A 22,229-nucleotide genomic window follows, 5' to 3' on the forward strand; every position below is an offset into this window, starting at 1 on the left:
CGCCGTACCCGCGATGCCGAAGCGACGTCGAGTCGTTCACCTCCGGTTCCTCCGTGGCCGGGCTCGGGACACGTGGCGGCGGCACGCTGGCCACATGACGGACGCCAGGTGGCAGACGGACGCCAGGTGGCAGGACGCGGAAAGGGCCCTGCGCGGCGGCGCCTCAGGACCCGCCGCGGTGCGGGCACTGCGCGAGCTGGCGCACGCCCCGCGTCCGCGCCAGGCCGTGCCCTGGTGCGAGCGGCTGCGGGCCGACGCCGAACGGCGCGGCGACGCACGGCAGGCAGCGGCCGTCGCCCTCGTCCACGCGGACCTGCTGCTGCGCCTGGGCGACCTGCGCGACGCCGAACAGCGGGCACTGGCAGCGCGGGGCGGCGACGCCGCACCCGACGGCGGTGCGGCATCCGACGGCGGTGCGCGGGACGCCCGCGCGGCCCGGCACGGCATGCGGGACGGCCCGTTCGGCCTCGCCGTGACGGCCGCGCTCGTGCGGGCGCGTACCGCCATGGGCCGGTACGGCAGCGCCGCCCGCCTGCTGGAGCGGCCGGTGCCGCCGCACCACCTGGCGACAGCCGAGGGGCTGACGTACCGCCGGGCGCGCGGGCTGCACGCGCTGGCCACCGGACGCCCGCACGCGGCGCTGGCCGACTTCCTGGACGCCGGCCGGCTCGCCCGCGACCTGGACGCCGACCGGCCGTCAGTGCTGCCGTGGCGGTCGGACGCGGCGCTGGCACTCGCCCAGGTCGGCGAACCGGAGCAGGCCGAGCGGCTGGCCCGGGCGCAACTGGCCGGACCGGAGGGCACGGTGCCGTGGGTGCGGGGCCTGGCCCTGCGGGCGCGGGCCGCCGTCGCGCCCGCCGCGCGGGAACGCACCGGCCTGCTGGAGCGGGCCGCCGGGGAGTTGCGGCAGGCGGATGACCGGCTGGAACAGGCCCGGGCGCTGGCCGACCTGGGCCGGGCCCTGCGTGAGCAAGGGCTCACCGGACGGGTGGGGACGGTGCTGCGGCGGGCCTGGAGCCTGGCGCACGCCTGCGGCGCGGAGGCGCTGTGCGAGGAGGTGCTGCCCGGCCTGGCCGCGCGTCAGCATCCGCCGCACCCAGACGCCGTCCGCGCACCGGCGGACGGGGCGGCCCGGCTCAGCGCGTCCGAGCGGCGGGTCGCGGCGCTGGCGGCCCACGGCTACACCAACCGGGAGATCGCCCGGCGCCTGTACGTCACCGTCAGCACGGTGGAGCAGCACCTCACCCGCGTCTACCGCAAGCTCGCCATCACCCGCCGCCAGGAGTTGCCCCTCGACTGGGTGACGGACGCGGCCTGACCGGCGCGTCCGTCACCACCGCGCCCTCGGCCCCGGTGCGGGAAGGATCTGCCGGAGCCCGACGCGCGGGTGCCGGGGCCGCTTCCACTCGCGCGGGTAGCCGACGGAGACCTCCTCGAACGGCACGCCGTCATACACCGTGCTGCGCGGGATGTGCAGGTGCCCGTAGACCATCGCCGCGCTGTGGAACCGCCGGTGCCAGTCGGCGGTCAGCTCGGTGCCGCACCACTGGGCGAACTGCGGGTAGTGCAGGATGCGCGTCGGTTCCCGGACCAGCGGGTAGTGGTTGACGAGGACGAGCGGGACGTCGGCGTCGTCACAAGCGCGCAGCCGTTCCTCCGTCGCCGCGACCCGGGCCCGGCACCACGCCTCGCGCGAGGGGTACGGATCGGGGTGCAGCAGGAACTCGTCGCTGCACACCACCCCGGTGTCGTAAGCGTGCGCCAGCGCCTCCTCCTGGGTGACGTCGCCGTGGCGCCAAGTGTAGTCGTACAGCAGGAACAGGGGTGCGATCCGGGCCGGGCCCCCGGCGCCCTCCCACACCGGGTACGGGTCCTCCGGGGTGAGCACGCCCCACGTGCGGCACTGCTCTACCAGGTGCCGGTAGCGCGCCTCGCCGCGCAGCTGGAGCGGGTCGTCCTTCGGCGTCCACAGCTCGTGGTTGCCCGGCGCCCAGATGACCCGGGCGAAGCGGCTGGCGAGGAGGCGCAGCGCCCACGCGATGTCCCGCGACCTCTCCGCCACGTCCCCGGCGACGATGAGCCAGTCGTCGCCGGAGGCGGGGTGCAGGCCCTCGACGATCGTGCGGTTCTCCGCGTAGGCGATGTGCAGGTCGCTGATGGCCCACAGCTTTCCGTCCGGCATGCCCCGAACCTACGCGGCGCGTCCCGCTCCCGTCACGCCCGGTCCGGCCCGCGCTCCGGCCGGTGGCCCGGCGTCAACCTCACACGCCCAGCACGGCCTTGGCGGTGAGGAAGTAGATGACGAGCCCGGTGGCGTCCACCAGCGTGGTGACCATCGGGGCGGAAACCACCGCCGGGTCGATGCGCAGCCGCTTGGCCAGCAGCGGCATGGTGCCGCCGATCGTCGCCGCCCAGGCGCAGATCACCACGAGGGTGATGGCGACGACAGCGGCGATCTTCGTGCCGACGAACACGGCCGCCACGCCGACCCCGAGCACGGCCAGCAGCGCACCGAGCACGGTGCCGACGCGGCACTCACGCCATATCACCTTCAGCAGGTCCGAACCCCGCACCTCGCCGACGGCCAGCGCGCGCACGCAGGCCGTCGCCGCCTGGGCGCCCGCGTTGCCGCCCGCGCCGATGAGCATCGGGATGAACATCGCCAGCGCCGCCACCTGCTCCAGGGTCCCCTCGAAGGCGCGCGTCACGCTGACCGTCAGCGTCGCGGCCACCAGCAGCAGCGAGAGCCACAACGCACGGTAGCGGGCCAGCTGCCACACCCCGGCCGCCATGTAGTGGCCGCTCCACGGCGCGGCGCCGGACTGGCGGGCCATGTCCTCGGTGTCGGCGGCCTCGATGACCTCGTCGGCGTCGTCGAACGTCAGCATGCCGACGAGACGGCCCTCACTGTCCACCACCGGCAGGTTCAGGTCGTTGGTCTCGCGCATCAGCCGGGCGGCCTGCTCGGCGGAGTCGGCGGCCCGGGCGAAGGCGGGCTCGGTGGTGACCAGCTCCGAGACCATCGTCTCCGGCGGGCTCAGCACCAGCTCGCGCAACTCCACGATGCCGGTGAGCCGCCTGCTGCCGTCCACCACGGGCAGGGTGTAGACCGTCTCCGCGTGCGCGCCCTTCTGCCGCACCGTGCGCAGCGCCTGTTCCACGGTGAGGTCCTGCGGCAGCGCGACAACCTCGGGCGTCATGTACCGCCCGACCGAGCCCTCGGGATACCCCAGCAGCGCCGCCGTCATGCGCCGCTCGTGGGTGCTCAGCCCGGCCAGGACCCGCTTGGCCACCTTCGCGGGCGCCTCGCGCAGCATGCGGGCGCGGTCGTCGGGGTCCATGCCCTCGACGAGTTCCAGGAAGGTGTGGTCGCGCAGGCCCTCCAGGATCGCCTGCTGGTCAACCGGCTCCAGCTCCTCGAAGACGGTGAGCGCCCGGTCCTTGTCCAGCAGGCGGAAGGCGATCCCGGCCGTCACGTTGTCCATGCGGGCCAGCTCGTCCGCGATGACGTGCGGCGGGTGCGTCTCCAGCCACTCCAGCGCGGCGTGCAGGCGCTGGCCCTCCACTATGTCCTGAAGCGACTCGGGCAGGTCAGGATGCAGCTCGTCGGTGACGGAACTCTGCGGCATGGAACGTCCTCAGCACGGCGGCGTGGTCTTCGGGCACCGGGGCTTACCGCGGGCACCGCCACTCTCGCACCGCTAGCGGGGCGGGCAGGCGGCGCCGCGCGGTGACCGACTGGGAGGTTCGCCGCACTTCCACCAGGTCACGGCGCCACCTCCTCACTCCACGGCCACTGCGGACGCGCGAGCAGGATACCGCGTCACCGATTCCCACCGGCCCGGCTGCCGCGCCGCGTCCGTGCCCGGCTCCCTCGCCCCCTCAGCAAGCTCGCCGCCGCGCTCGCGCTCGTGCCCCGGCTCCCCCTCCGGACAGCGGGGCTCCCCGCCCGCAAGGCCACGGTCCTTTTCGAACCGATCCCCTGCGGCACCGAAGAACCCGCCAGCGCCTCAGCGCACGATGGACTGCACTTCCCGCACCGTCACCGACTGTGCGGCTTCGAACGTACCGTCAGGGAGGTCGCCCCCCGTTCCGCCAGAGCCCTCCCAGGCGACTTCCCACGTCACCGTCGCCCGCAACTCGTAGTCTCCAGCACGCAGGTACGTCAGACCGCACGGAGGCGTCTGGGCGGAGCGGCCCTTCTCATAGGGCTCACCGATCACGCCGTCCGCCGCGATAGCACACTCGCCCGAAACGGGATGCAGCTCTGCGTCCCTGGTCCCGGGCTCGATGCGGAACGACACCGGCCTCGCCGTCGTGGTCGCCTCAATACCGAGCGCCTCGACCGACGCCGTCACCGCTACCGGTGCGAAGTCCGCGTTCGCCGACCACACCCACGTGTCGAGGTTCACCGTTTGCTCGTCCGCAGGGCTCAACTCGAATTCGGTCGTGGGCACCTGAATCTGCTCATACGCGAGACCGGCGAGAATCTCCGGACTGATCACGTTCTCGATGTCCGGCGTCTCCCCGTTCTCCACCCAGAAAGGCGGTTCGTCACACGCGAGTTTTCCGGGGTCGCCGGCCGGTGTGCTGGGGTTCATGACGCCCTCCCACCACATTCCCTCCCCCTGCTTGTCGATGTTGTGGTCCTTGTACTGGCTGTCCTCGCCGTACATCTCCTCATGCGTCTCCACCGCTTCAGCCTTGCCCGTGTGGAGCGGCGTGCCGAGGTAGTCCGCATAGCGCTGCCTGAACTCCTCGGGAGTCATGGTGGGCGCGTACCAGCAAGCCGGCGGCGTCCAGTCCCCACCCGCCACCGCCATGCGGCCAGCTCCCTCCCCGGAACCGTTCCGGGAGGTGTCGTAGGTGATCGCGGTCGCGCGGGCGAAGAGAGTACCCCCCTCCCGGCCTCCCTCCGTATCCGGCGCGACCGGCTTCCCCGCGTACGCGTGCACCGCCGCCAGCAACACCAACGCGAAGGCTGCGGAAACGCCGCTGAACGCCCTTGTTGTCGATATCAGTCTCGGCATTCGTCCGCCTTCCCTCGAACCACCAGGGAGTGTGCCTGCCACAGCGTGGACTTCTCGGACTGCTGCATGACGATCTCGTAAGAGACATAGTTTTCAGCCTCCCCCTCGCCAGCCTCTTCGTCGCGCAAAACCTCCCCTGACTCGACATCCTTGCCGTACACGTCGGACTGATCTTCGCAGAAGATGACGGCTGCTCTCGTCTTCTCCTCGGCGACCCGGACTTCCGGACGGTAATAGCGATCGGTACCCGTGAGAGTCCAACCGCCCTCGATGTACTGCTCGATTTGGTTCTTGGCGTAGCTCTGCGCCTGCTCCAGGGGCACGGAGTAGGTCAGGTATGCCGAATCACTGGCGTCCTGCTTGACGATGCCATGCGCAATGCTCCGCACGTAGTTGGCTGCGTCGCGCAAGGCAGCTTCACCCTCAGGGCCTGCGGACGTAGTCCAGTCGTCGAAGACCAGCTTCAAGTCCTTCGGCAACGTCATGTCAGGTCGTTCGATGCCGTCCTCTGTCGCGTCCGGACTCGGCGTCGCTGTGTGGCTGGGCTCCTGCGCACCGGCGATCGTGTCGTCTTTCTCCCCGCCACCGCCCCCACCACAACCGGCGAGCAGTACGGTCGCGGCTGCTGCGGCAGCCAGGGCGGGCAGAGTGCGGCGGTGGCTCACAACGGGGCTCCTTTGACTATGGCCAGTCATCGAACAACAGGACGCTATCGACTCCCCCGGCAGGCCCGCCACGGTGATCACGCCCCGGGTCGGGTAGCCCGGAACGTGATCACCCCGCGTTCGCGGTGGTGTGGGAGCGCCAGGTGGGCAGGAGTTCGTCCAGCAGTGCTTCGGTACGGGACGGCAGGCCCCGGCCGGGGCCGTGCAGCCGCCGGTTGGTCTCCAGCAGCCACTGCGCGGAGGTGGCCAGCTGGGCCTCGTCACCCGTGGCACTAGCGGTGCGCAGCAGTTCGTTCCACAGGCGTTCGTCGCCGGGCGCGGTGGCCAGGGCTGTGCGCACGGCGTGCGCGGCACGCCTGGGCTTGTCGGCCGCCAGGTACTCGGCGGCCAGGGCCAGGCCCACGTCAGCGACGATGACCGGGTGCTGGGCGTCCACGATCTCGTGCGCCAGCCAGCCGTACCGCCCCTCGGGGCGCCCGGCGAGCAACGGCCCACGGGCCAGGTCAAGCGCTTCCTTCAGGCGTTGCCGGCGCGTGGCGGAGGGTCGCTCCACGGCGCTGTCGCCGGCCCGCGCCTCGTGGTGGAGGGTGCGCAGCACGTCCCAGTCGCAGACCACGGAGGGGGCCAGCAGGAGGCGGCCCGTGTCGTCGCAGGACAGCAGGGCCGCGCCGCCGGTGCTGGTGCCCAGCCAGGTCCCCAGCCGCTCGATCAGCGCGTCACGCACGTCCTCGGTGACCCCGCGCGGCCACAGCGCGGACGCCAGCACCCGGGGGTGCACCCCTTCACGGTGCAACAGCAGCAGCGCCAGAGCCTCGTACAGCAGCGGGCTGCGCGCGCCCTCGGGCTCGTCGAGGCCCACCACCTCGTACTGCCCCAGCAGTCGGGCGTAGACAGCTGGCCTGCCGTGTTCGCTGAGGTCGATGGAGAAGCGGGGGCCCGCCTGAGCGGCCCGGTCCGTAGCGGCGGTGTCGGGGTCGGTGCCGTCCGCGTCGGTGGACGTGAACAGCTCCACCACGGCGGCACGCTGAGCCTCGGGGAGGAGCTGGGCGTCGAGTTCCAGCCCCATCAGGGGGGCGGCCAGCTTGCCGTTGCTCTGGACGTCGAACTGCCACACGGCGCCGCGCAGGTCCTCCTGCTCGGTGCCGACGACGTACCCGATGCCCAGGCTGTCGGAGTCGGCCGCCAGTTCGGCCAGGCGCTCGCCTTGCTCCTGGGTGGGTTCGGCGTCCAGGAGCACCAGGTGCGGCGCCCACTGCTGACCCCGAGCCGGACCGACGCGGCCGGTCAGCACACTGCTGTGCCCGGCCCCGTGGAGCTGGCCGCGACGCAGCTCGGTTTCGGCTTCCATGACCTCCAACAGCCCCGCCACGTCCGCCAGGTGCCGCATGCGGGTCGGCGCCAGCGTCGGCAGCTCCGCCCCGAAGCCGACCAGGGTGACCGTCATGCGATCCGACCAGCCGCTGGTGGCCAGCTCGGCGGCGGCGGAGGCCAGGACCGCCGTCCGGTACTCGGCCGGGCCGGTCACCGAGACCAGCCCGGGCAACGACTCCAGGTTCAGCAGCAGGCGGACGCCCTCGCGCGTGCCGAGGCTGACGAGCCCTGGATAGGGGGCGGCGGCGCCCCGGTCCTCGTCGTACACCTCCGCGTCCGTGCGGTCGATCGTCCAGAACGTGGGGCTCTGGCCCAGCTTCCACGGCGCTGGCGGGGGTGGTGCCTCGGCGGCGAGCTGGAGGTGGAGGTCCCGGTCACCGAGCCAGGCGGCGTAGACGGCGGGCAGCGGCCGGTTGTCGGCCGACAGCGCACGGGACAGGCCGCGCAGGGAGCGGTCGAGGAAGCGAACGGCCTCGGGGTCGGCGCCCACCAGCAAGGCGTCCCGGGCGTCGGTGGCCGCACCTGCTGGAGGCTCGAACTCGTTGGCGACACCGCGTCGCAGCCCGCCCGCCATGGAGCGCCACAAGGCGTGCCGACGGCGTCGGCCGAGCGCTCCGAGCAGGCCCGCGGCGAGCAGCGGGGCGCCCAGCAGCGCTTCGGGAAGCCCGAAGGACGGAGAGCCGGAGGTGGCCACGGCGTCAGCGGAGGCCCCGCCCGTGCCCGGGACCGCGCTGCCGCCGCCCGCCGGTGCCTCGTCGGCGCCCGGGGCGGCGGCGTCCGCGGCGGGCCCCCGGCTGTCGGATGGAGCGGCGTCGGGGGCCGCCTCCTGCTGCTGCGCCTCGTGCGCCGCCGGGGCCTGGCGCCCGGGTTGCTCCGCCGCTGCTCCTCCGTCTTGCCCACCCCCGCCCGTCAACTGGTCGCCCGTACGCTGGTAGTCCCGGATCTCCTGCCGCACCTCGGGGCTCACCACAGGCGCCTCGTCGGGCATCTCGACCAGCTCGCCGCCGCGTGCGTCCGCGGGCATCTCCATGATCCAGCCTGGCCGGATGAGGCTCGCCTCGGTGAGCTTGGAGCCGTCTGGCTGCACCCGGTCCTTGTTCAGCTCGAAGATCTCCTTGTACCGCAGGCCGTCGCCCAGGTGACGTTCGGAGATGCCCCACAGCGTGTCATGGTGGCGTCCCTCGGGCGGCTGGATGCGGTAGAACTTCGTGTCCCTCTCCGCCTTCTCGCCTGCCGCACTGTCGGCCGCCTCGCTTCCTCCACCACGCTCAGCCGTACGTTCCACGCCGCCACCGGCCGCCTCCTGCCCCGGTGTCTGCTGCGCCACGGCCGCCGGGCCCGCCTTCGGGGGCTCGCTGAACCCGTTTCCGAGCTGGCCGACCGTGGGAATGAAGCTGGCGGCGGCCGAGGTTGCCAGCAGCAGCGAGGCGATCAGGTTGCGTGCCAGCAGCTGACTGGGCCCGGCTCCGGGAATGCGGGTGGGCATGCCCACGCCGGAGATCGCGGCCTTGGCCTCGACGAGCACGCAGGCCGCGAACTGCGCCCAGGCCACCCAGACGGCCAGCGCGAGGATCTTCTGGAAAACCGCGAAGCTGATCTCCTGCCGCAGCGTGTCCAGGGAGGGGACGGAGCGCGGCAGCGGCCAGCCGATGAAGTACGCCAGCGCCGCCGGTACGCCGATGACCAGCACGGCGAGGGCGAGGAAGGCCAGGATGGCGCGCAGGAAGTCACCGACCGTGCGGCCGGTCCGGACCGGGACCGGAGTGCCTGGCATGTCGCGTGCTCCTTACGGGTGGGTGGCGTGGTCGGTGGGTCGGAGTGTCGGGGTGTCCACGGCGGACAGCTGGGTCAGCCCGTCTCGTTGACCGCCCGGGCGGTGCCGTGGACCCGGACCGGTGCGGAGTAGAAGATGCCGGTCAGGACGGGCTCGTAGGTGAGCTGTATCCGCACTGCGACCCCTTCGGCGTCGGCCTCCGTGCAGCCGGAGGCCGCGATGTCGGCCGGGGAGACACCGGCCTGCACCGCGTACTCGGCCACCCGCGCCTGGCAGTTCTCGTAGTTGATGGGCGCCGGGGTTCCGCTGCCCTCGCGCAGCGCCTCCTCGTCGATGTCCATGGCGGCGTAGCGCGCGGCCTGTTCGGCGATGTCGGCGGCCCGCTCCCGCTGGGCGATGGACATCCCTCCGTCCACGACGAACGCCGCCAGGGTGAGGAAGACCAGCGCGAAGACGATGACGGCACCGGCACCGGAGCCGCGATCCCGCTCGGCGCCCAGAACGCCGTCCCGTACCGCTGTCCATCGCCGCACCAGGGCGGCACGGCCGCGCCCGCGAACCTCCAGGCGCACCGGGGTGACCGCGCGGCGGGCGGTGGTCCGGCGGCTCATGCGGCCCTCCGATACGGGTCGATAGGCGAGCTGGAGGTGCCACTGATCCGCGTGCCGATGTCGAGTCCGATCATGGCCAGGCCACGCACCTGGCAGCTGACCTCCACGGAGAACAGGCCGCCCGGTTCGAAGCCCGCGCTGGTCTTGCGTACCGTCGGCGGCCCAGTGCAGATGTCGCCGAGGTCCGCGGCGGCCGCCTGCCGGGCCGCCGCCATCGCGGCGCCCGCCTCCCGCTGGAGCGACCCCGCGCGGGCCGCGTCGCGCGCGGCACTGTCCACGGAGCTGCGGCCGTCCACGAGCTGCCCGAAGGCGACCAGGACCAGCACGAACATCATCATCACCGGAGCCAGGATGACGACCTCGATGGTGGACAGTCCGGCGTCCCCCTTCCCGGTGGCCGCTGGGTGCTCAGCACACCGGTTCTCCCCGTGACAGCCGTTCATGGGGAGCCCGCACCCGACGGTCCGGGCCTCGTCGTCTCCGCCGCTGGGCCGCATCACCACCACGTCATCCCCCGTCCGGCACGAAGCGTTCCACCGGTCCCCGCGAGGTGGCGGTCACGTTCAGGTCCATGCCCGGGAACACCGAGGGGACCCGTGCGCGCACCTGAACACCGACGGTGGACTGTTCCGGCTGCATCGTGGTGACGCTCGGTCCGACCAGCAGCTGGGGGCCCAGTTGCTGGATATAGCTGTTCGCCTTCCGCGTCGCCTTGCCGCGCCAGCCGCCCGGGTCGGCGTCCGCCTCGGCCCGCGCCGTGCGCGCACCGGCCTGTGCCGCCGCCTCGGCGATGTTCTGCGCGAAGAAGTACAGACCGAACTGGACGGTCAGGAAGATCATGAAGAACAGGACCGGCGTCAGGACGACGAACTCGATGGCGGTCATGCCCCGCTCACCCCGGGCGGACACCTCGTCCGTCCGGCGGCGCACCCAGCTCGCCAGCCGTTGCATGCCCATCCCCGTTGACCGTTCCGTTTCCGCTTCCGTTTCCCGGACCGTGCTCAGCAGTTGCCACAAGGCGTCCGTCGCAACGGCGTCATGGCGCCTTCAGCACCTCAGCAGGTGCCCGACGCCTGGGCCCCCGCGATGCAGTCCTCCACCTTGTGCGCGCCCTCGCTGAGCGCCCCGTTGATGATGGCGGCCACGACGCCGACGATGGCGACGACCACCGCGGAAATGATCACCCACTCCACGGCGGACGCCCCACGGTCGAGCTCACCGGAGCGGGCACGCTGGACGCGTCCCTGGAAAAACGTGATCAGGAAGTCCACCGCCGGGTGGCTGGCGTTCCGCATGCGGTTCATAGCTGTACTCGTCCTCTCGTAACGTGCAAAGACAACGGCCGGGCGTCCGGGGTCAGACCTGAAAGACCCTGATCGCCGCCGGATAGATCAGGAAGACCAGGAAGCCGGCGCACAGCAGGAGTTGCGCGACCAGCATGGACTGTGACTTCTCCCCCGCCGCCCCCTCGATCTCGGCCAGTTCCCGGTGCCGCATCGTCTCCGCCCGGGAGGCCAGCGACGCACGCACCTTCGCCCCGTCGTCGGCGACCAGCGCGAGGGAGGAGGACAGGTCCTTCAGTTCCTCCACGCCAAGTTCGTCCCCAAGCCGCGCCAGCGCCTCCCACTGACTGTGACCGGTAATCCGGGCATCGGCAAGTGCCGCCTGGATACGGCGGAACGCCCAGCCGTCGCTGACCTCGGCCGCCGCTTTGAGCGCTTCCGGCAGGCCGCGTCCGCCGGCGAGGTTCATGGAGACCAGGTCGAGGTAGGCCCCGACGACGCGTCGCAGGTCACGGCGCTTCTCAGCGGCGTCGCGCCGCACTTCGAGGTCCGGGAGGAAGAAGAACAGCGCCGCGCACGCCAGCGCGAGCCACACCGGGATGACCGGGCTGTCCCCGAACCCGGACACCCACACGACGGCGAAGAGCAGGGGGCCGAAGAACATCCCGGCGGCCGCCAGCAGCACCTTGGTGGCCAGAAACCCTTCCCAGCCGCGCTCCAGCACGTTGAGGTCGGCCCGCAGCGAACGCAGCTCCCACCCCTGGGCGCGGTAGAAATCGGCCACCCTGTCACCGAGGTTCGCCCGCGCCCCGGCCAGCCTCCCGGTGCCGCTGGGGCCCGGTCTGGCAGCGGACGGGGCACCGCGCCGGGCGCGCATCGCGTCCACCCGGGCCAGCGCCTCCAGGGAGCTGCGCCGGGACGGCGCCAGAGCGCGTACCAGCACGTACACGCCGAACCCGAGGAGGGCTCCGAGCAGCACGATCGGCGTCATGGACGACATCGTCACGGGCGGATCACCTGCCGGTGGGGTTCGTTCTGCGTAGCCCCAGGCTCGCCGGGGGCGCGGGGGCGGCCCATGGCGGGCCGCCCGGGGCGGACCAGGAAGCGCTCGGGCGTCTCGATGGTGGACAGCTTCCGCAACCACCAGAAGCCGAGCCCGAACAGGCCACAGACCACAGCGAGGACGGCCTGGCCCATCGGGCTCGTGTAAGGCTCCACGAAGTCACGGTTGAACAAGGAGAGGCCGACGACGAACGCGATGGACACCCCCACCACGATCTGCACGCTGCGCCGCGTGGAGGCCCGCTGCGCCATCACCCGCTGGCGCATGTCCACCTCCTCGCGCGAGGACTTGGCCAGGGCCCCGAGCACCTCCCGAAGGCCCGGTCCGCGCAGCCGCGCGTTGAGGATGAGGGAGGCGACGATGATGTCCGCCGAGGGGTCGTCGAGTTCGTCGGCCAGCTCCTGCAAGGCATCCGGCAGCGGCGTGCGGGCGCGGAGCCGGTCGATGAGCGCGTCCAGGTGCGGCCGGATGGACGGCGCGGCTGCCCGGGCCGACGCCGGAATGGCCTGCTCCAGGCCCACCGCGCCCGCGATGGTGTCCCGCAGCGACTCCGTCCAGGAGGCGAGTGCCTCGATACGGCGCATGGCCGCGCGCTCCTGACCCGCGCCGCCGAAGAGCCGGTCCCAGGTGAAGACGAGCACGCCCGCCGCGATCGCGGCCACCGGCCAGCGCGTCAGCAGCAGGATCAGCAGCGCGACGCCCGTCGCCAGGGAGCCCCGCCGACTGGCGAACTTCGCCAGCTCGGACAGGCGTCTCTCAGCCCGCGCCCTCTCCTGCTCCGTCTTCGCCGGCAGACCCCGCAGGGCCACGATGACCAGCGCGACACCGCCACCGACCGCGACACCGCACAGCAGCGCGTACAGCACCGGCAGCGAGAAGACTCCCGTCAGCTCCACGGTTCCCTCACCCCCATGCCTGGTCGGGCCGGTACCCCTGGCGCACGAGCTCCTCCAGGCACGCCACCGGGGCGTGCGCGACCGGCGAGCCGCCCGGGCCTTCGGTGAACACCTCGCTGGACAGCACCCGTCCGTCCACGCCGTTCACTTCCCGGATCGAGGTCACGGTGCGGTGCAGGCGTCCGCCGGCCTGATAGGTGTTGCGGCGTTCGACGAAGACGACGAAGTTGATCGCACCGGCGATCAGCATCTGGCTCGCCTCGATGGGCAGCCGTTCGCTGGCCTGGAGCGCGTACGTCGAGATGCGGTTGAAGACCTCACTGGAACTGTTCGCGTGGATCGTGGACAGCGAACCGTCGTTGCCCTGCGACATGGCGTTGAGCATGGTCACGATCTCGTCGCCGAGCACCTCACCGACGATGACGCGCGAGGGGTTCATCCGCAGGGAACGGCGCACCAGCTCGGCCATGCTGATGGAACCCAGCCCCTCGGAGTTGGGCAGGCGCTCCTCGAAGGCCACCACGTTGGGGTGCAGATCGGGAAACTGGTCCAGGCCGAGTTCCAGGGCACGTTCGACCGTGATCAGGCGTTCGTTCGGGGGTATCTCGTTGGCGAGAGCACGCAGCAGCGTCGTCTTCCCCGCGTTCGTGGCCCCGGCGATCATCACGTTCTTGCGGGCGCGGACCGCGGCGACGAGGAAGCTGCCCACCTCGCGCGTCAACGTGCCGTTTCCCACCAGGTCGCTGACGAACACCTTGCCCATGCGGGCTCGGCGGATGGACAGGGCGGGCCGACGCGTCACGTCCATCACCGCCGACAGCCGGGAGCCGTCGGGCAGCCGCAGGTCGAGCTGCGGGTTGGCGGAGTCGAACGGCCGCGAGGACAGACCGGAGTAGGCCCCGAGGATCTGGATGAGCTCGACCAGCTCCTCGTCGCTCTCGGCCACCGGCTCGCCGCGTACCTCCCGGCCGTCGGCGTAGCCGACGAAGACCTGGTCGCAGCCGTTGATGTCGATGTTCTCGACCTGCGGGTCGTCGAGCAGCGGCTGGAGGCGGCCGACACCGAACAGCGCGGCGTGCACGGCCGCCGCGTACGCCTCCTCCTGGTGGGCGTCCAGCGGCGAGCGGCCAACGCTGATCTCCGCCCGCGCATAGTCCTCCAGGATCTGCGCGATGACGGCCCGCGCGTACTGCCGTTCGTCCTCGGCCGACATCGGCGTGATGCCCGCGGCCTGGTCACCGCGGCGCTGGTCGGCTATGCGGTCTCCGGCCTCCTGGCGGAAGCGCTTGACGAGCTGGTGATCGACGGCCGCCTCGCTCACGGCGTGGCCCCCGTCGGCGGAGCGGGTCGCTGGTGCGGCTGCTCAGCGTACGGCTGGCCGCTCGGGTACGGGGACCCGGGCTGCTGCGGGCCGGGCTGGTGGCCGGTGACGGTCTGCTGACCGGTGGTGTGCTGGCTTACCCGGTGGTGCGCCGGGACGCCGGGTTCCTGACCGGCGGCCTGCGCGGCCCCCGGTGGCTGGCCGCCGTGCTGCGGTGGGACCCCCGTCGGCTGGCCCGCCCGCTGCGGGGCCTGCGCCTGCTGGCCAGGCGAGGGAGGCTGTCCCTGCGCCTGCGCCTGGCTGTACTGCTGGCGTGCGTAGGACTGTGCGGCGGCAGCCTGGGGCTGGGGCTGAGGTGCCCAGGCAGCGGCGTAGTTCTGCTGCAGGTCGGCCACGACCTTGCGCACCGAGCGCACCAGCAACGACTTCTCCACCCTGCCCCGGCGCCGGCCGGCGAGTTGCCCGGCCCCGGCCGCGTCGTCCGCCACCACGCCGATCACCCGGGCCCCGGTGTTCGCGGACACGAGCATGTTGTTGACCTGCGCGGCCACCTTCACGTCCCCGTGCGCGTCCGCGATCAGCAGCACGCCGATGGCGGGCAGGCCCAGCTGCGCCGCTCCGCGTTGCGTACCGTGCAGACGTGCGGACAGCGCGGCGGCTCGATCCCGCACCCGGGCCAGGTGTTCTGGCTCCGTCCGGGTAACGAGAACCAGCATGGCCGCGTGCTGAAGGGTATCCAGCACCGGCGACTGGGGGCCCACGCGACCGCAGTCGGCGACGACGTCGGCCGCCGCTTCCTGGTGCGGCGATTCGGCGAGCGACGCGAACGCGCGGCCCAGCGCGTCCCACTGCCCGGCTAGCCCCACGGACTGCTCGGCCGTGCCCAGCCCCAGCAGCACGTCGAGCCCGCCCGCCATGCGCTGGGTGTGGTCCCACAGCTGTTCGGCGGCCAGCCCGCGCCGCGCCGTGGCAGCCAGCGAGAGCATGCCGGTGTTGGGGTCGAGTGTGCGGCCGCTGGGTGCGGTGCCCCGGTAGACGAGATCACCGCCCGCCGGGTCGAGTTCCGCGAGCAGCGCCCGGCGCGGCCACACCGCCGCGAGTGCCACGGCCGTCGTCGTCACACCGGGTGAGCCCTTGTCGGCGGCGAGAGCGATCAAAGCCATCCGGCGCCCCTCAGTCCGTGGCCGGCACGATGACCAGTGACACCGCACCCGCGGCGGCCGCCTTCGTCAGCGCCGCCGCCTCGTTCTCCCGCACCCGCAGCGACACCGGCAGGTCGGAGCTGAGTGAGCTCTCCCCCGGCCTGCTCAACTCCGCCACCTTCGCCCTGTTCACGAGCAGTTCGTCCCGCGTGCCCGTTCCGTCCTCGTCGCCGTCTCCGCCACGGGCATCGCCCCCGACCCGGTAGGCGGCCACCGTGTCGCCCTCCTTCAACCCGGTGGGGTACTGCCCCGCGCTGAGCGAGAGTCCGACGACGACCTCCCCGCTCGCGAGCCCGGCCTCCTCCGTGAGCATCGGCGCGACGAGAACCGTCCCCTTCACCAGGTCGGTCGAGGACCGGTACTTCTTCTTCAGCAGTTCACGGTGGCTGTACAGCACGTACTGCACCGCGGAGTCCTCCGCCACCATCACCGGCTCGATCGCGGACTGTGGAATGTGCTGCCCAGCGGGCACCCGCTCGGTGATGCGCACGGCCTCCACCCGGTTTCCGGCCTGCATGACGAGCATGGTCGCACCCAGCGCGCCGACGAGGATGAGCAGCACCGCCAACGCCGCCAGCGCGGGCTTGCGCTCACGCGGCGCGGACGGCAGCCGATCCCCGACCGAATCCCCGCCCCGCGACCCACGATGCGCACCCGCGACAGCCTTCTCCTGGGCCCTCACCTCAATACCCCCGCACGCACGTGTTCCTGACCCGGTTCCCCCGGTTACACCTGCCTCCGGCTTCCCTGGCGTTCGACGCTCTCCGCCGACTTCACCAGGCGCCCGCAGATTATCAGCCACCACCGACACCGCCACGAGGAGCCCCTGCCCGCCCCAGCCACCGTCACACCTCCCTGACAAACGGCACAAAGCCACCAGTAAGCGTGCCCTCAGCCCTCTGCGCCGACCTCGAAGGTGAGAGTGCGGCCTATGTGCGCGAGCCGGGTGCAGTAGGAGTCGAGCAGGAAGACCGACGGCGTGGCGATGGTCACGTATACGCAGTAGGCACACGGAGCGGGCACGATCAGCTGAAGGGAGGCCACCGGCAGTGGGGCGGGGACGGAGCCCCCTTCCTGCGCCGGGAGTTGCAAGGACCGCAGCGACGTCGACATCACGGCCGGGCCGCAAGGCAGTTTCACGGCGAGGAGCATGTCCTGCGGACCCTGCCAGCCCTTGCCCAGATCAAAGTCGAGCTCCAGGAGGCCGCGCTGCCCCGCGAACAACGACCTCTCCTTTGCCCGGTAAATGCCTTCCCCCGCTAGTAGACCGTCGTCGTGGCCGCTGGCCCGGACGGAGACCGCGAGGAGCCCCATGGACAGGCGTTCGTCGCCGTCCACCTCCTCGGTGCCGACGCACAGGGCGTTGAGAATAGTGAGCTCTTCGGCACTCACGCGGGACAGCTGGCTGCGGATCTGCGCGCTCGCGGAGAGCCGCTGGTTCTCGTCGGTTTCCGGCAGCAGTGTGGCCATAGCCTCCTGCCAGCCGTCCGAGGCGGTGGGCTCCGGAAGGCGGACGAACTCCTCAGGAACCTCGTACGTGAACGCGTACGGAATGTCCCGGGCATCTGCGACGTCCTCGATCATGCGGCCGTTCCCCACTGCGAGGGCTGGAGGGCGCTGGTGAAGCTGGCCCCGGCGGAAGTGAGGGTAGCGGGGGCATCGAGCCGGGGGCGGCCGGACGCCGCAGCCGCAGGCTCGTCGGCAGCGACATATTCGCGGGTGGCTGAGAGCGGGCCGAGCAGCGGGATGTCGGAACCGTTCCAGTCCCCGTCCAGCCAGCGTCCGTTGTTGCTGTTGGAGCCGAGGGCGAAGGCGGCCCCCGCAACGGTAGCCGTACCGTCCACCACCTTCCCGGTGGCGAAGTGCGTCCACCCCTTCGCGGACATCCTGAAGCCTCGCGCGGAATTGGCAACACCGCTCGGGAGCTGGCGCAGGCCGCCCAGCACGTTGCCCGGCCGTACCCGGGAGAGGGCAGCCGCGAACCCCTGCGTTGCTCGAAGGGTCCGGCCCGCCTGCACAAGCACCATGCCGGACTTGGCGAGCGCCGAACCAGCCAGGCCGACGCCGCCGGTGAGGACACCCGCAGCATCCCAGGCGAGTGTCTGCCAGGTGACGCCTTCGGCTCCGCCGGCCAGGGCGGCCGCATGGAATCCAAGAGCGCCCGCACCGACAAGGAAGCCGATCAGCGCTAGGCCCGCGATGCCGCCGAAGGGCATGGCGAACAGGCAGATGATGCCGATGACGAGAGCCAGGTCAGCCAGGAAGTCACCGATCAGCTTCCAGAAGTCGGGGTCCGTCACCGTCTCCCACGCAGCGGCGGCGAAGTCGGCGATCGCGTCCACCGCTTCCTCGAACCAGCCGGGTTCCGGCGGAGCATCGTCGGCCGCGTCGCGGATAGTGCGCTCGGCACCGCCTGCCGCCTCGGTGAACTCAGTGTGCAACGTGCGGGCACGGTTGCGGATGCTGGTGAGTTCGTCGTTGGCGGTGTCCAGCGCGCGCTGCTTGTCCTGCTTCTTGGACTCGTGGGCGTCCTTCTCTGCGTCGGTGAACTGGGAAACGTCCGTGGGCAAGGCATCCACAGCGCTCTGCGCAGCGCTGACGCACTGGACGGCGCTAGCGGCCTCGTCCTCCAGCCGGCGGGCGCGGGCCTGGAAGCCGGAGAGCTGGGTCTCCCAGGACGACAGGGCGCGGTGCGCCGCGCCCATCGAGCCGAGCGCCTTCTGAAGATACGGAGAGACTGGCGCGACCGAGTCGCTGAACGCCGTCCCCGACTCACCGACCCACAAGCCGTCGGAGGTGCCCAGCTTGTCGACCTCCGTCTTCGCCGTCCCGCTGTCCCGGGAAACCCGGCCGAGGGCCGACACGAGCTGGCCTACGGCCTCCAGATCACCTGGAGCCGGGTCGAAACCGAGGTTGGGGTACGTCGAGGAACCCATTACTTGTCCCCCTTTTCGGAAGCCTTCTCCAGCTCCTGGCGGTACTTGTCGTCCAGCTTGGTGAGGTCCTCCGCCGCGCCGTCGACCACCTTGCTGATGCCCCTCGTCAGCTTGGCAAGCTGGCCGAAACCGTAGTTCCAGGAGTCCGCGAAGTCGTCACAGGCCGCCTGGAGGCCGGAGTCACCGACCTGCGACGCGTCCGTGTGCTGCATCTCCCTGGAGGCGTCTCTCATGCGGCCACCGCTCGACTCCAGCGTTCTGGCCATGCCTTTGACCTCGTCCGTGGCGAACTTGAAGAAGGACATCTCACCCTATCCCCCGTGAAACGGTATCTCGGTGCGGTGATGGGCCCTTGGCCCCCGACGACCGAGGTTAGCGCTCACGCCAGGCTCATACCGTCACCAGTGTGTAGCCGCCGTCGGATGCTGGCCGCGACACTTGGCGTGTCATCATCACTCAGCAATGACGTACGCGGCGTCTCAGCGCACGAGGAGGCGGAATGAGTCCCCAGCACCAGATCACGGCACTGATCCAGGCCGCCGATCAGGGGGCGGAGTCTTACACTTTGATCAACCCGTGGAACTCGCGGCGTAAGTTCGCGGCTTTCGCGTGCGTCGCGGAGCACTACGGCTACCGCTACGCGGGCCTTTCCCCCGATTTCAACACGGGCCGGAGCTACCCCGTCTTCGCGTTCCGGCGGCTCCCGGACGCGGACCGGCGCCTGGCCCACGCCCGGGCGCAGTGGCCACAGGCGACGAACGGCGGCCCGCTGCCGGGCATGCGGCCGGACGGCCGCGCTCTCACACCACTGCCCGAGCACCAGCGCGAGGTGGACCTGCTGCACGCGCGCATCATGGTGGACCTCTACGGCACGTCGCGCTTCGCCCGGCTGAAGCGGCTCGCGCTCCTGGTACCGATGGGATTCTTCGCCGCCGTCGCCCTCACCGGCGCCCTGGTCACAGCAGGTCTCGCCCTCGCCGGTGGGGCGAGCGCGATCTGGCTCGCGTACCTCTTCCTGTCCTCGGCGTTCATGCGCCGCCGCCACATCACGTACCGCCGCAGGCTCGAAGCCGCCGACATCACCTGGCCACCGCGCTGACCACTGGCCCGAGGCCCACCGCAATAGCACGCGACGGCCAGGACGGCGGCAAAGCCAGGAGGGTCGCTTACGCGTTCGGAGCACACAGCTGTGTGAGACTGCACCGGGCGAAGCCCCGCCGGGACCTCACCTCACGGATTGGCGACCAGGTGCATCCTCACCGATGCCTGCCCCGGGGCTGCCATGTTCGCTGGGGCGGCAAGAGAGCCCGTGGCTCGCGGCACGAGGACGTCCCGGCCGCACACCTGCACAAGGTTCTTCACCTCTGTCGGCACGAAGCCACGGCGCATGTGGGGTCCTGGTCGGCATGCTCATCGAGTCCGAGTCTCGGCGTGCCCGGACCCCGCGAGAACGGCAGCGATCCCGGGTACGGCCAGAAGCACAAGCCGTTCGGCGCGCACCTTCAATCCGGGCCGCACCGAGAGGACACCACCTTCCGCGTCACGTTGCGAATGGCTTGGAATATGAGAGCCGCATCAACGGACGATGGTCTGGATTTCCTGTACCGTTACTTCTACTTCGTCGGTCGATAGTCCATCAGGAATGGCTGGCTGTTGCGGGGGGCCATCAGGATTGTCAGTCGCAGTCCATGTGATGTCCCAGACAATTTGGACCTGCAGGGGATATGTGTCGCCACCAGAGGACTGGCGGTATGTGATGTTGCAGTTTTCCTCTGCAGTGTTGACTTTATAGCCCTCCTCTGTCTCGTCGAGGCTATAGGTACAAAATTTCGGATCAGCGTGGCCAGTCCCTGCGTCTATTCGCAGTTCCGTAGGAGTTGCAACTGTTGTCGCTGCTATATCGAGACCGAAGTCCTGGAACGTAGCTGTGACCCACACGCGATCGAGCGGCGCATGGAAAGTTGCATGTGTTTCCAGATTGACCTTCTGGTTATCGGCAGAAGGGCTGAGGGTAACCGGCGGTGCGGGGAGCGTCATATAGCGAAAGGCAATCATGGACAGCACCACGGGCGATATTGCCATATCAGGAAGCGCGTCGCCGTCCGGAACCCACTGGATACTATCACCCAGAGCACCGCATTCCCTCATGGCTGCCGCCCATTTATCATCTCTTTCACGGCGAACGTCGTAGGTGCGATACCACCACGCACCCTCTTCATCCTCGTGGTAATCATCGATTCCTCCGCGGGCATCAACACCAGAAGGAAGATTCTCCGACATTTCCTCGGATTCATCTTTCATTTCTTTACCGGTGTACTTCGGCTGCATCCAGCAGAGAGGGGGATCCCAATCTTCGTTCGCAGCAACCACGGGAGAACTTTGGGGACCCCCTTTGCGATTTGTATGGTACTTTATTCCTGCGAAGATACTCTCGGACCCATTGCTCCCGCCAGTGCTACCTGATTTGTCAGGTGGTCGCACAGGGTCTGCTCCGTGTGCTACGGGGACCACGGCCCAGCTAAGGATCGCGACCACGCCAAACGTGGTCGCGGCACGGACCCCAAACTTCATTGGCATTCCACCGCCCCCCGTTCCACGTCGAACGACTCCATTTGCCAAATGTTCAACCCGCCAGGATCCTTGTAAAGGGTGGCCGTGTAGCGTCTGTAGTCATCTGGACTGGCACTTGTTTTTGCCACTTCTCCGGTATCGATGTCCCGCCCGAATGCTTTGGACTGGTCTTCGCAATATTCGACCACTGCCACGTCGCCGCTACTGGTAACGATCTCACGCTTGTAGTATCGATAGGTTCCTGTGAGCGTCCAGCCTTCCTCATGGGACCGCTCAACCTCGGAACCGTAGAACTGCTTCGCTTCACCAGTGAAGTAGGTACTCAGCCACTTATCGGCTTCTTCTCGATCGGTGAAAAGTTTTTGCCTCGCCATAAGGATGTCAGCGTGAGCGGCGAGAATTGCTTCTTCTGCCGGATCTTTCGGATTCTCGTTGGAGATCTCGACTTTTACGTCATCCGGCAGATCGAAGTCGACGGACGGCTGCTGGTTCTCGGTGTGTGATTCCTTGGGCGCCGGAGTGGCTGCACCACCATCCACACCGTCGATTTTGTCCTCAGTCGAAATGTCTGAGCTGCCACAGCCGGTCATGGCCAGTACGGCACCGACCAAGATGGCAGTTGCTAGCTTCGTGGGGCGCCGCAGTCGCTGACTCAAGTTCGGACTCCTTACGATCATTTTTACTGTTATGCAAAAACTGGTACTTTAAGCTTCAAAATTTCATTACCCGGTTTATGTCCTTGAAGTGCTCCGCGTCGATGGGCAGCACCCCTGGTCAGAAAGCAGCTGGTGGAGGACCGAAGCCGCCGTCGTTTCGCCCAGGCGGCGGGGCAGACGGGGGCGGGGGAAGGTCCGGCAAGGGTGACGGTGACATGGTCCCGGCTTGGCGCTTGCGTTTCTCCCCAGCCATTGCCGCCAAGACGGTAGTGAGCGCCATCGTTGCCCCTGAGATGGTGATCCCGAGATAAACCTTGCTCAGGCCGGGTGTGCCCCTAAGGGGTTCTTGGGCACCGGTCGGATCGACGGTCACCTGTACCCGGTCGCCGACGGACAGACCGATACAGGACACCTCGCCAGGAATCCGCTCACCGCTCAGCTGAGCGATCTCGCACTGCGGGCCAGCCCTGGCCGGCTTGTACCGGTTCACTACCACTGCGGTGACCTGCTGCCCGCGCTCGCTCAAGACGATGCTGGAGCTTCCAGCCAGATAGGTGACCAGCAGACCGAGCGCGGAAAGCGCGAAGAGGAGCGCGTACCGACGCCGGTACGCGCCCATGACGACACGAGAGTACAGAAAGTATCCAAGCAACAGCACCACCGCGAGCACGGGGTATGCCAGCCGCTGTTCAGTAGTGGAACCCAGCACGACGAGGAGTAGCAGGAGCAATGAAGGCAGCACAGCCGCGACGGTGGCGACGGCAACAGCCCTCCTTGAGGCGAGGCCGTGATACTCCCAGACGGGATGCAACCACGACAGCCAGCGCTTGACCATCCGTTATCTCATCTC

Annotated in this window: 22 protein-coding genes; 2 read left to right on the top strand and 20 right to left on the bottom strand. The window is 69.9% G+C overall.

All coding sequences use genetic code 11. The features are described from left to right. The first annotated feature begins 94 nt into the window (after positions 1–94). Positions 95–1,318 carry a helix-turn-helix transcriptional regulator gene (locus JJV70_RS03400; protein ID WP_219046140.1) on the top strand — a complete coding sequence of 408 codons (1,224 nt, stop codon included), beginning with the start codon at positions 95–97 and terminating at the stop codon, positions 1,316–1,318. Between the two features lie 12 nt (positions 1,319–1,330). Here the strand turns inward: JJV70_RS03400 and JJV70_RS03405 are convergent, their stop codons facing one another. From JJV70_RS03405 to JJV70_RS03485, 17 genes are all read right to left on the bottom strand, one after another. Then, the gene (locus JJV70_RS03405) at positions 1,331–2,182 is read right to left on the bottom strand and encodes a metallophosphoesterase (protein WP_219046141.1); all 852 of its coding nucleotides are present in this window, start codon (positions 2,180–2,182) and stop codon (positions 1,331–1,333) included. Between the two features lie 79 nt (positions 2,183–2,261). Continuing rightward, on the bottom strand, positions 2,262–3,629 hold the full coding sequence (gene mgtE / locus JJV70_RS03410; RefSeq protein WP_219046142.1) for a magnesium transporter: 1,368 nt from the start codon (positions 3,627–3,629) through the stop codon (positions 2,262–2,264). A gap of 381 nt (positions 3,630–4,010) precedes the next feature. After that, a complete protein-coding gene (locus JJV70_RS03415; RefSeq protein WP_219046143.1) occupies positions 4,011–5,030 on the bottom strand; it encodes a hypothetical protein in 1,020 nt (339 codons plus the stop codon). Then, the gene (locus JJV70_RS03420; RefSeq protein ID WP_219046144.1) at positions 5,018–5,695 is read right to left on the bottom strand and encodes a hypothetical protein; all 678 of its coding nucleotides are present in this window, start codon (positions 5,693–5,695) and stop codon (positions 5,018–5,020) included. Before JJV70_RS03420 ends, JJV70_RS03415 begins: the two co-directional genes overlap by 13 nt. A gap of 109 nt (positions 5,696–5,804) precedes the next feature. Further along, positions 5,805–8,840 (bottom strand): hypothetical protein, encoded by a 3,036-nt coding sequence (locus JJV70_RS03425; RefSeq protein WP_219046145.1) that lies wholly within the window; start codon positions 8,838–8,840, stop codon positions 5,805–5,807. Between the two features lie 74 nt (positions 8,841–8,914). After that, positions 8,915–9,451 (bottom strand): pilus assembly protein TadG-related protein, encoded by a 537-nt coding sequence (locus JJV70_RS03430; RefSeq protein WP_219046146.1) that lies wholly within the window; start codon positions 9,449–9,451, stop codon positions 8,915–8,917. Continuing rightward, positions 9,448–9,894, bottom strand: coding sequence for a TadE/TadG family type IV pilus assembly protein (locus JJV70_RS03435; protein ID WP_219046147.1), 447 nt, complete (start codon positions 9,892–9,894; stop codon positions 9,448–9,450). The genes JJV70_RS03430 and JJV70_RS03435 overlap by 4 nt, the downstream gene beginning before the upstream one ends. Before the next feature lie 64 nt (positions 9,895–9,958). Next, a complete protein-coding gene (locus JJV70_RS03440) occupies positions 9,959–10,408 on the bottom strand; it encodes a TadE family protein (protein WP_257573227.1) in 450 nt (149 codons plus the stop codon). 98 nt (positions 10,409–10,506) lie between these two features. Further along, a complete protein-coding gene (locus JJV70_RS03445; protein WP_219046148.1) occupies positions 10,507–10,755 on the bottom strand; it encodes a hypothetical protein in 249 nt (82 codons plus the stop codon). Positions 10,756–10,807: 52 nt separating this feature from the next. Further along, positions 10,808–11,734, bottom strand: coding sequence for a type II secretion system F family protein (locus tag JJV70_RS03450; protein WP_219046191.1), 927 nt, complete (start codon positions 11,732–11,734; stop codon positions 10,808–10,810). Positions 11,735–11,736: 2 nt separating this feature from the next. Continuing rightward, positions 11,737–12,687: a type II secretion system F family protein gene (locus tag JJV70_RS03455; RefSeq protein WP_219046192.1), complete on the bottom strand. Its 951-nt coding sequence runs from the start codon at positions 12,685–12,687 to the stop codon at positions 11,737–11,739. Positions 12,688–12,700: 13 nt separating this feature from the next. Continuing rightward, a complete protein-coding gene (locus JJV70_RS03460) occupies positions 12,701–14,014 on the bottom strand; it encodes a CpaF family protein (RefSeq protein WP_219046149.1) in 1,314 nt (437 codons plus the stop codon). Continuing rightward, complete coding sequence (locus tag JJV70_RS03465; RefSeq protein WP_257573228.1) at positions 14,011–15,177, bottom strand: hypothetical protein; 1,167 nt, start codon at positions 15,175–15,177, stop codon at positions 14,011–14,013. Before JJV70_RS03465 ends, JJV70_RS03460 begins: the two co-directional genes overlap by 4 nt. 10 nt (positions 15,178–15,187) lie before the next feature. Continuing rightward, on the bottom strand, positions 15,188–15,898 hold the full coding sequence (locus tag JJV70_RS03470) for a hypothetical protein (protein ID WP_219046150.1): 711 nt from the start codon (positions 15,896–15,898) through the stop codon (positions 15,188–15,190). A gap of 209 nt (positions 15,899–16,107) precedes the next feature. Continuing rightward, positions 16,108–16,800: a hypothetical protein gene (locus tag JJV70_RS03475; protein WP_219046151.1), complete on the bottom strand. Its 693-nt coding sequence runs from the start codon at positions 16,798–16,800 to the stop codon at positions 16,108–16,110. Then, complete coding sequence (locus JJV70_RS03480) at positions 16,797–18,152, bottom strand: putative T7SS-secreted protein (RefSeq protein ID WP_219046152.1); 1,356 nt, start codon at positions 18,150–18,152, stop codon at positions 16,797–16,799. The genes JJV70_RS03475 and JJV70_RS03480 overlap by 4 nt, the downstream gene beginning before the upstream one ends. Continuing rightward, positions 18,152–18,457 (bottom strand): hypothetical protein, encoded by a 306-nt coding sequence (locus JJV70_RS03485; RefSeq protein ID WP_219046153.1) that lies wholly within the window; start codon positions 18,455–18,457, stop codon positions 18,152–18,154. Before JJV70_RS03485 ends, JJV70_RS03480 begins: the two co-directional genes overlap by 1 nt. A gap of 194 nt (positions 18,458–18,651) precedes the next feature. On the opposite strand from JJV70_RS03485, the gene JJV70_RS03490 reads away from it, so the two are divergent. After that, on the top strand, positions 18,652–19,251 hold the full coding sequence (locus tag JJV70_RS03490; protein WP_219046154.1) for a hypothetical protein: 600 nt from the start codon (positions 18,652–18,654) through the stop codon (positions 19,249–19,251). A 476-nt stretch (positions 19,252–19,727) separates the two neighbouring features. Here the strand turns inward: JJV70_RS03490 and JJV70_RS03495 are convergent, their stop codons facing one another. From JJV70_RS03495 to JJV70_RS03505, 3 genes are all read right to left on the bottom strand, one after another. Beyond that, complete coding sequence (locus JJV70_RS03495; RefSeq protein WP_219046155.1) at positions 19,728–20,522, bottom strand: hypothetical protein; 795 nt, start codon at positions 20,520–20,522, stop codon at positions 19,728–19,730. 197 nt (positions 20,523–20,719) lie between these two features. After that, entirely contained in the window at positions 20,720–21,379 is a 660-nt protein-coding gene (locus tag JJV70_RS03500; RefSeq protein ID WP_219046156.1) for a hypothetical protein, read from the bottom strand. 118 nt (positions 21,380–21,497) lie between these two features. Beyond that, on the bottom strand, positions 21,498–22,214 hold the full coding sequence (locus tag JJV70_RS03505; protein ID WP_219046157.1) for a hypothetical protein: 717 nt from the start codon (positions 22,212–22,214) through the stop codon (positions 21,498–21,500). Positions 22,215–22,229: the final 15 nt, after the last annotated feature.

The sequence above is a fragment of the Streptomyces sp. JJ66 genome (assembly GCF_019303495.1).
GTDB lineage: Bacteria > Actinomycetota > Actinomycetes > Streptomycetales > Streptomycetaceae > Streptomyces.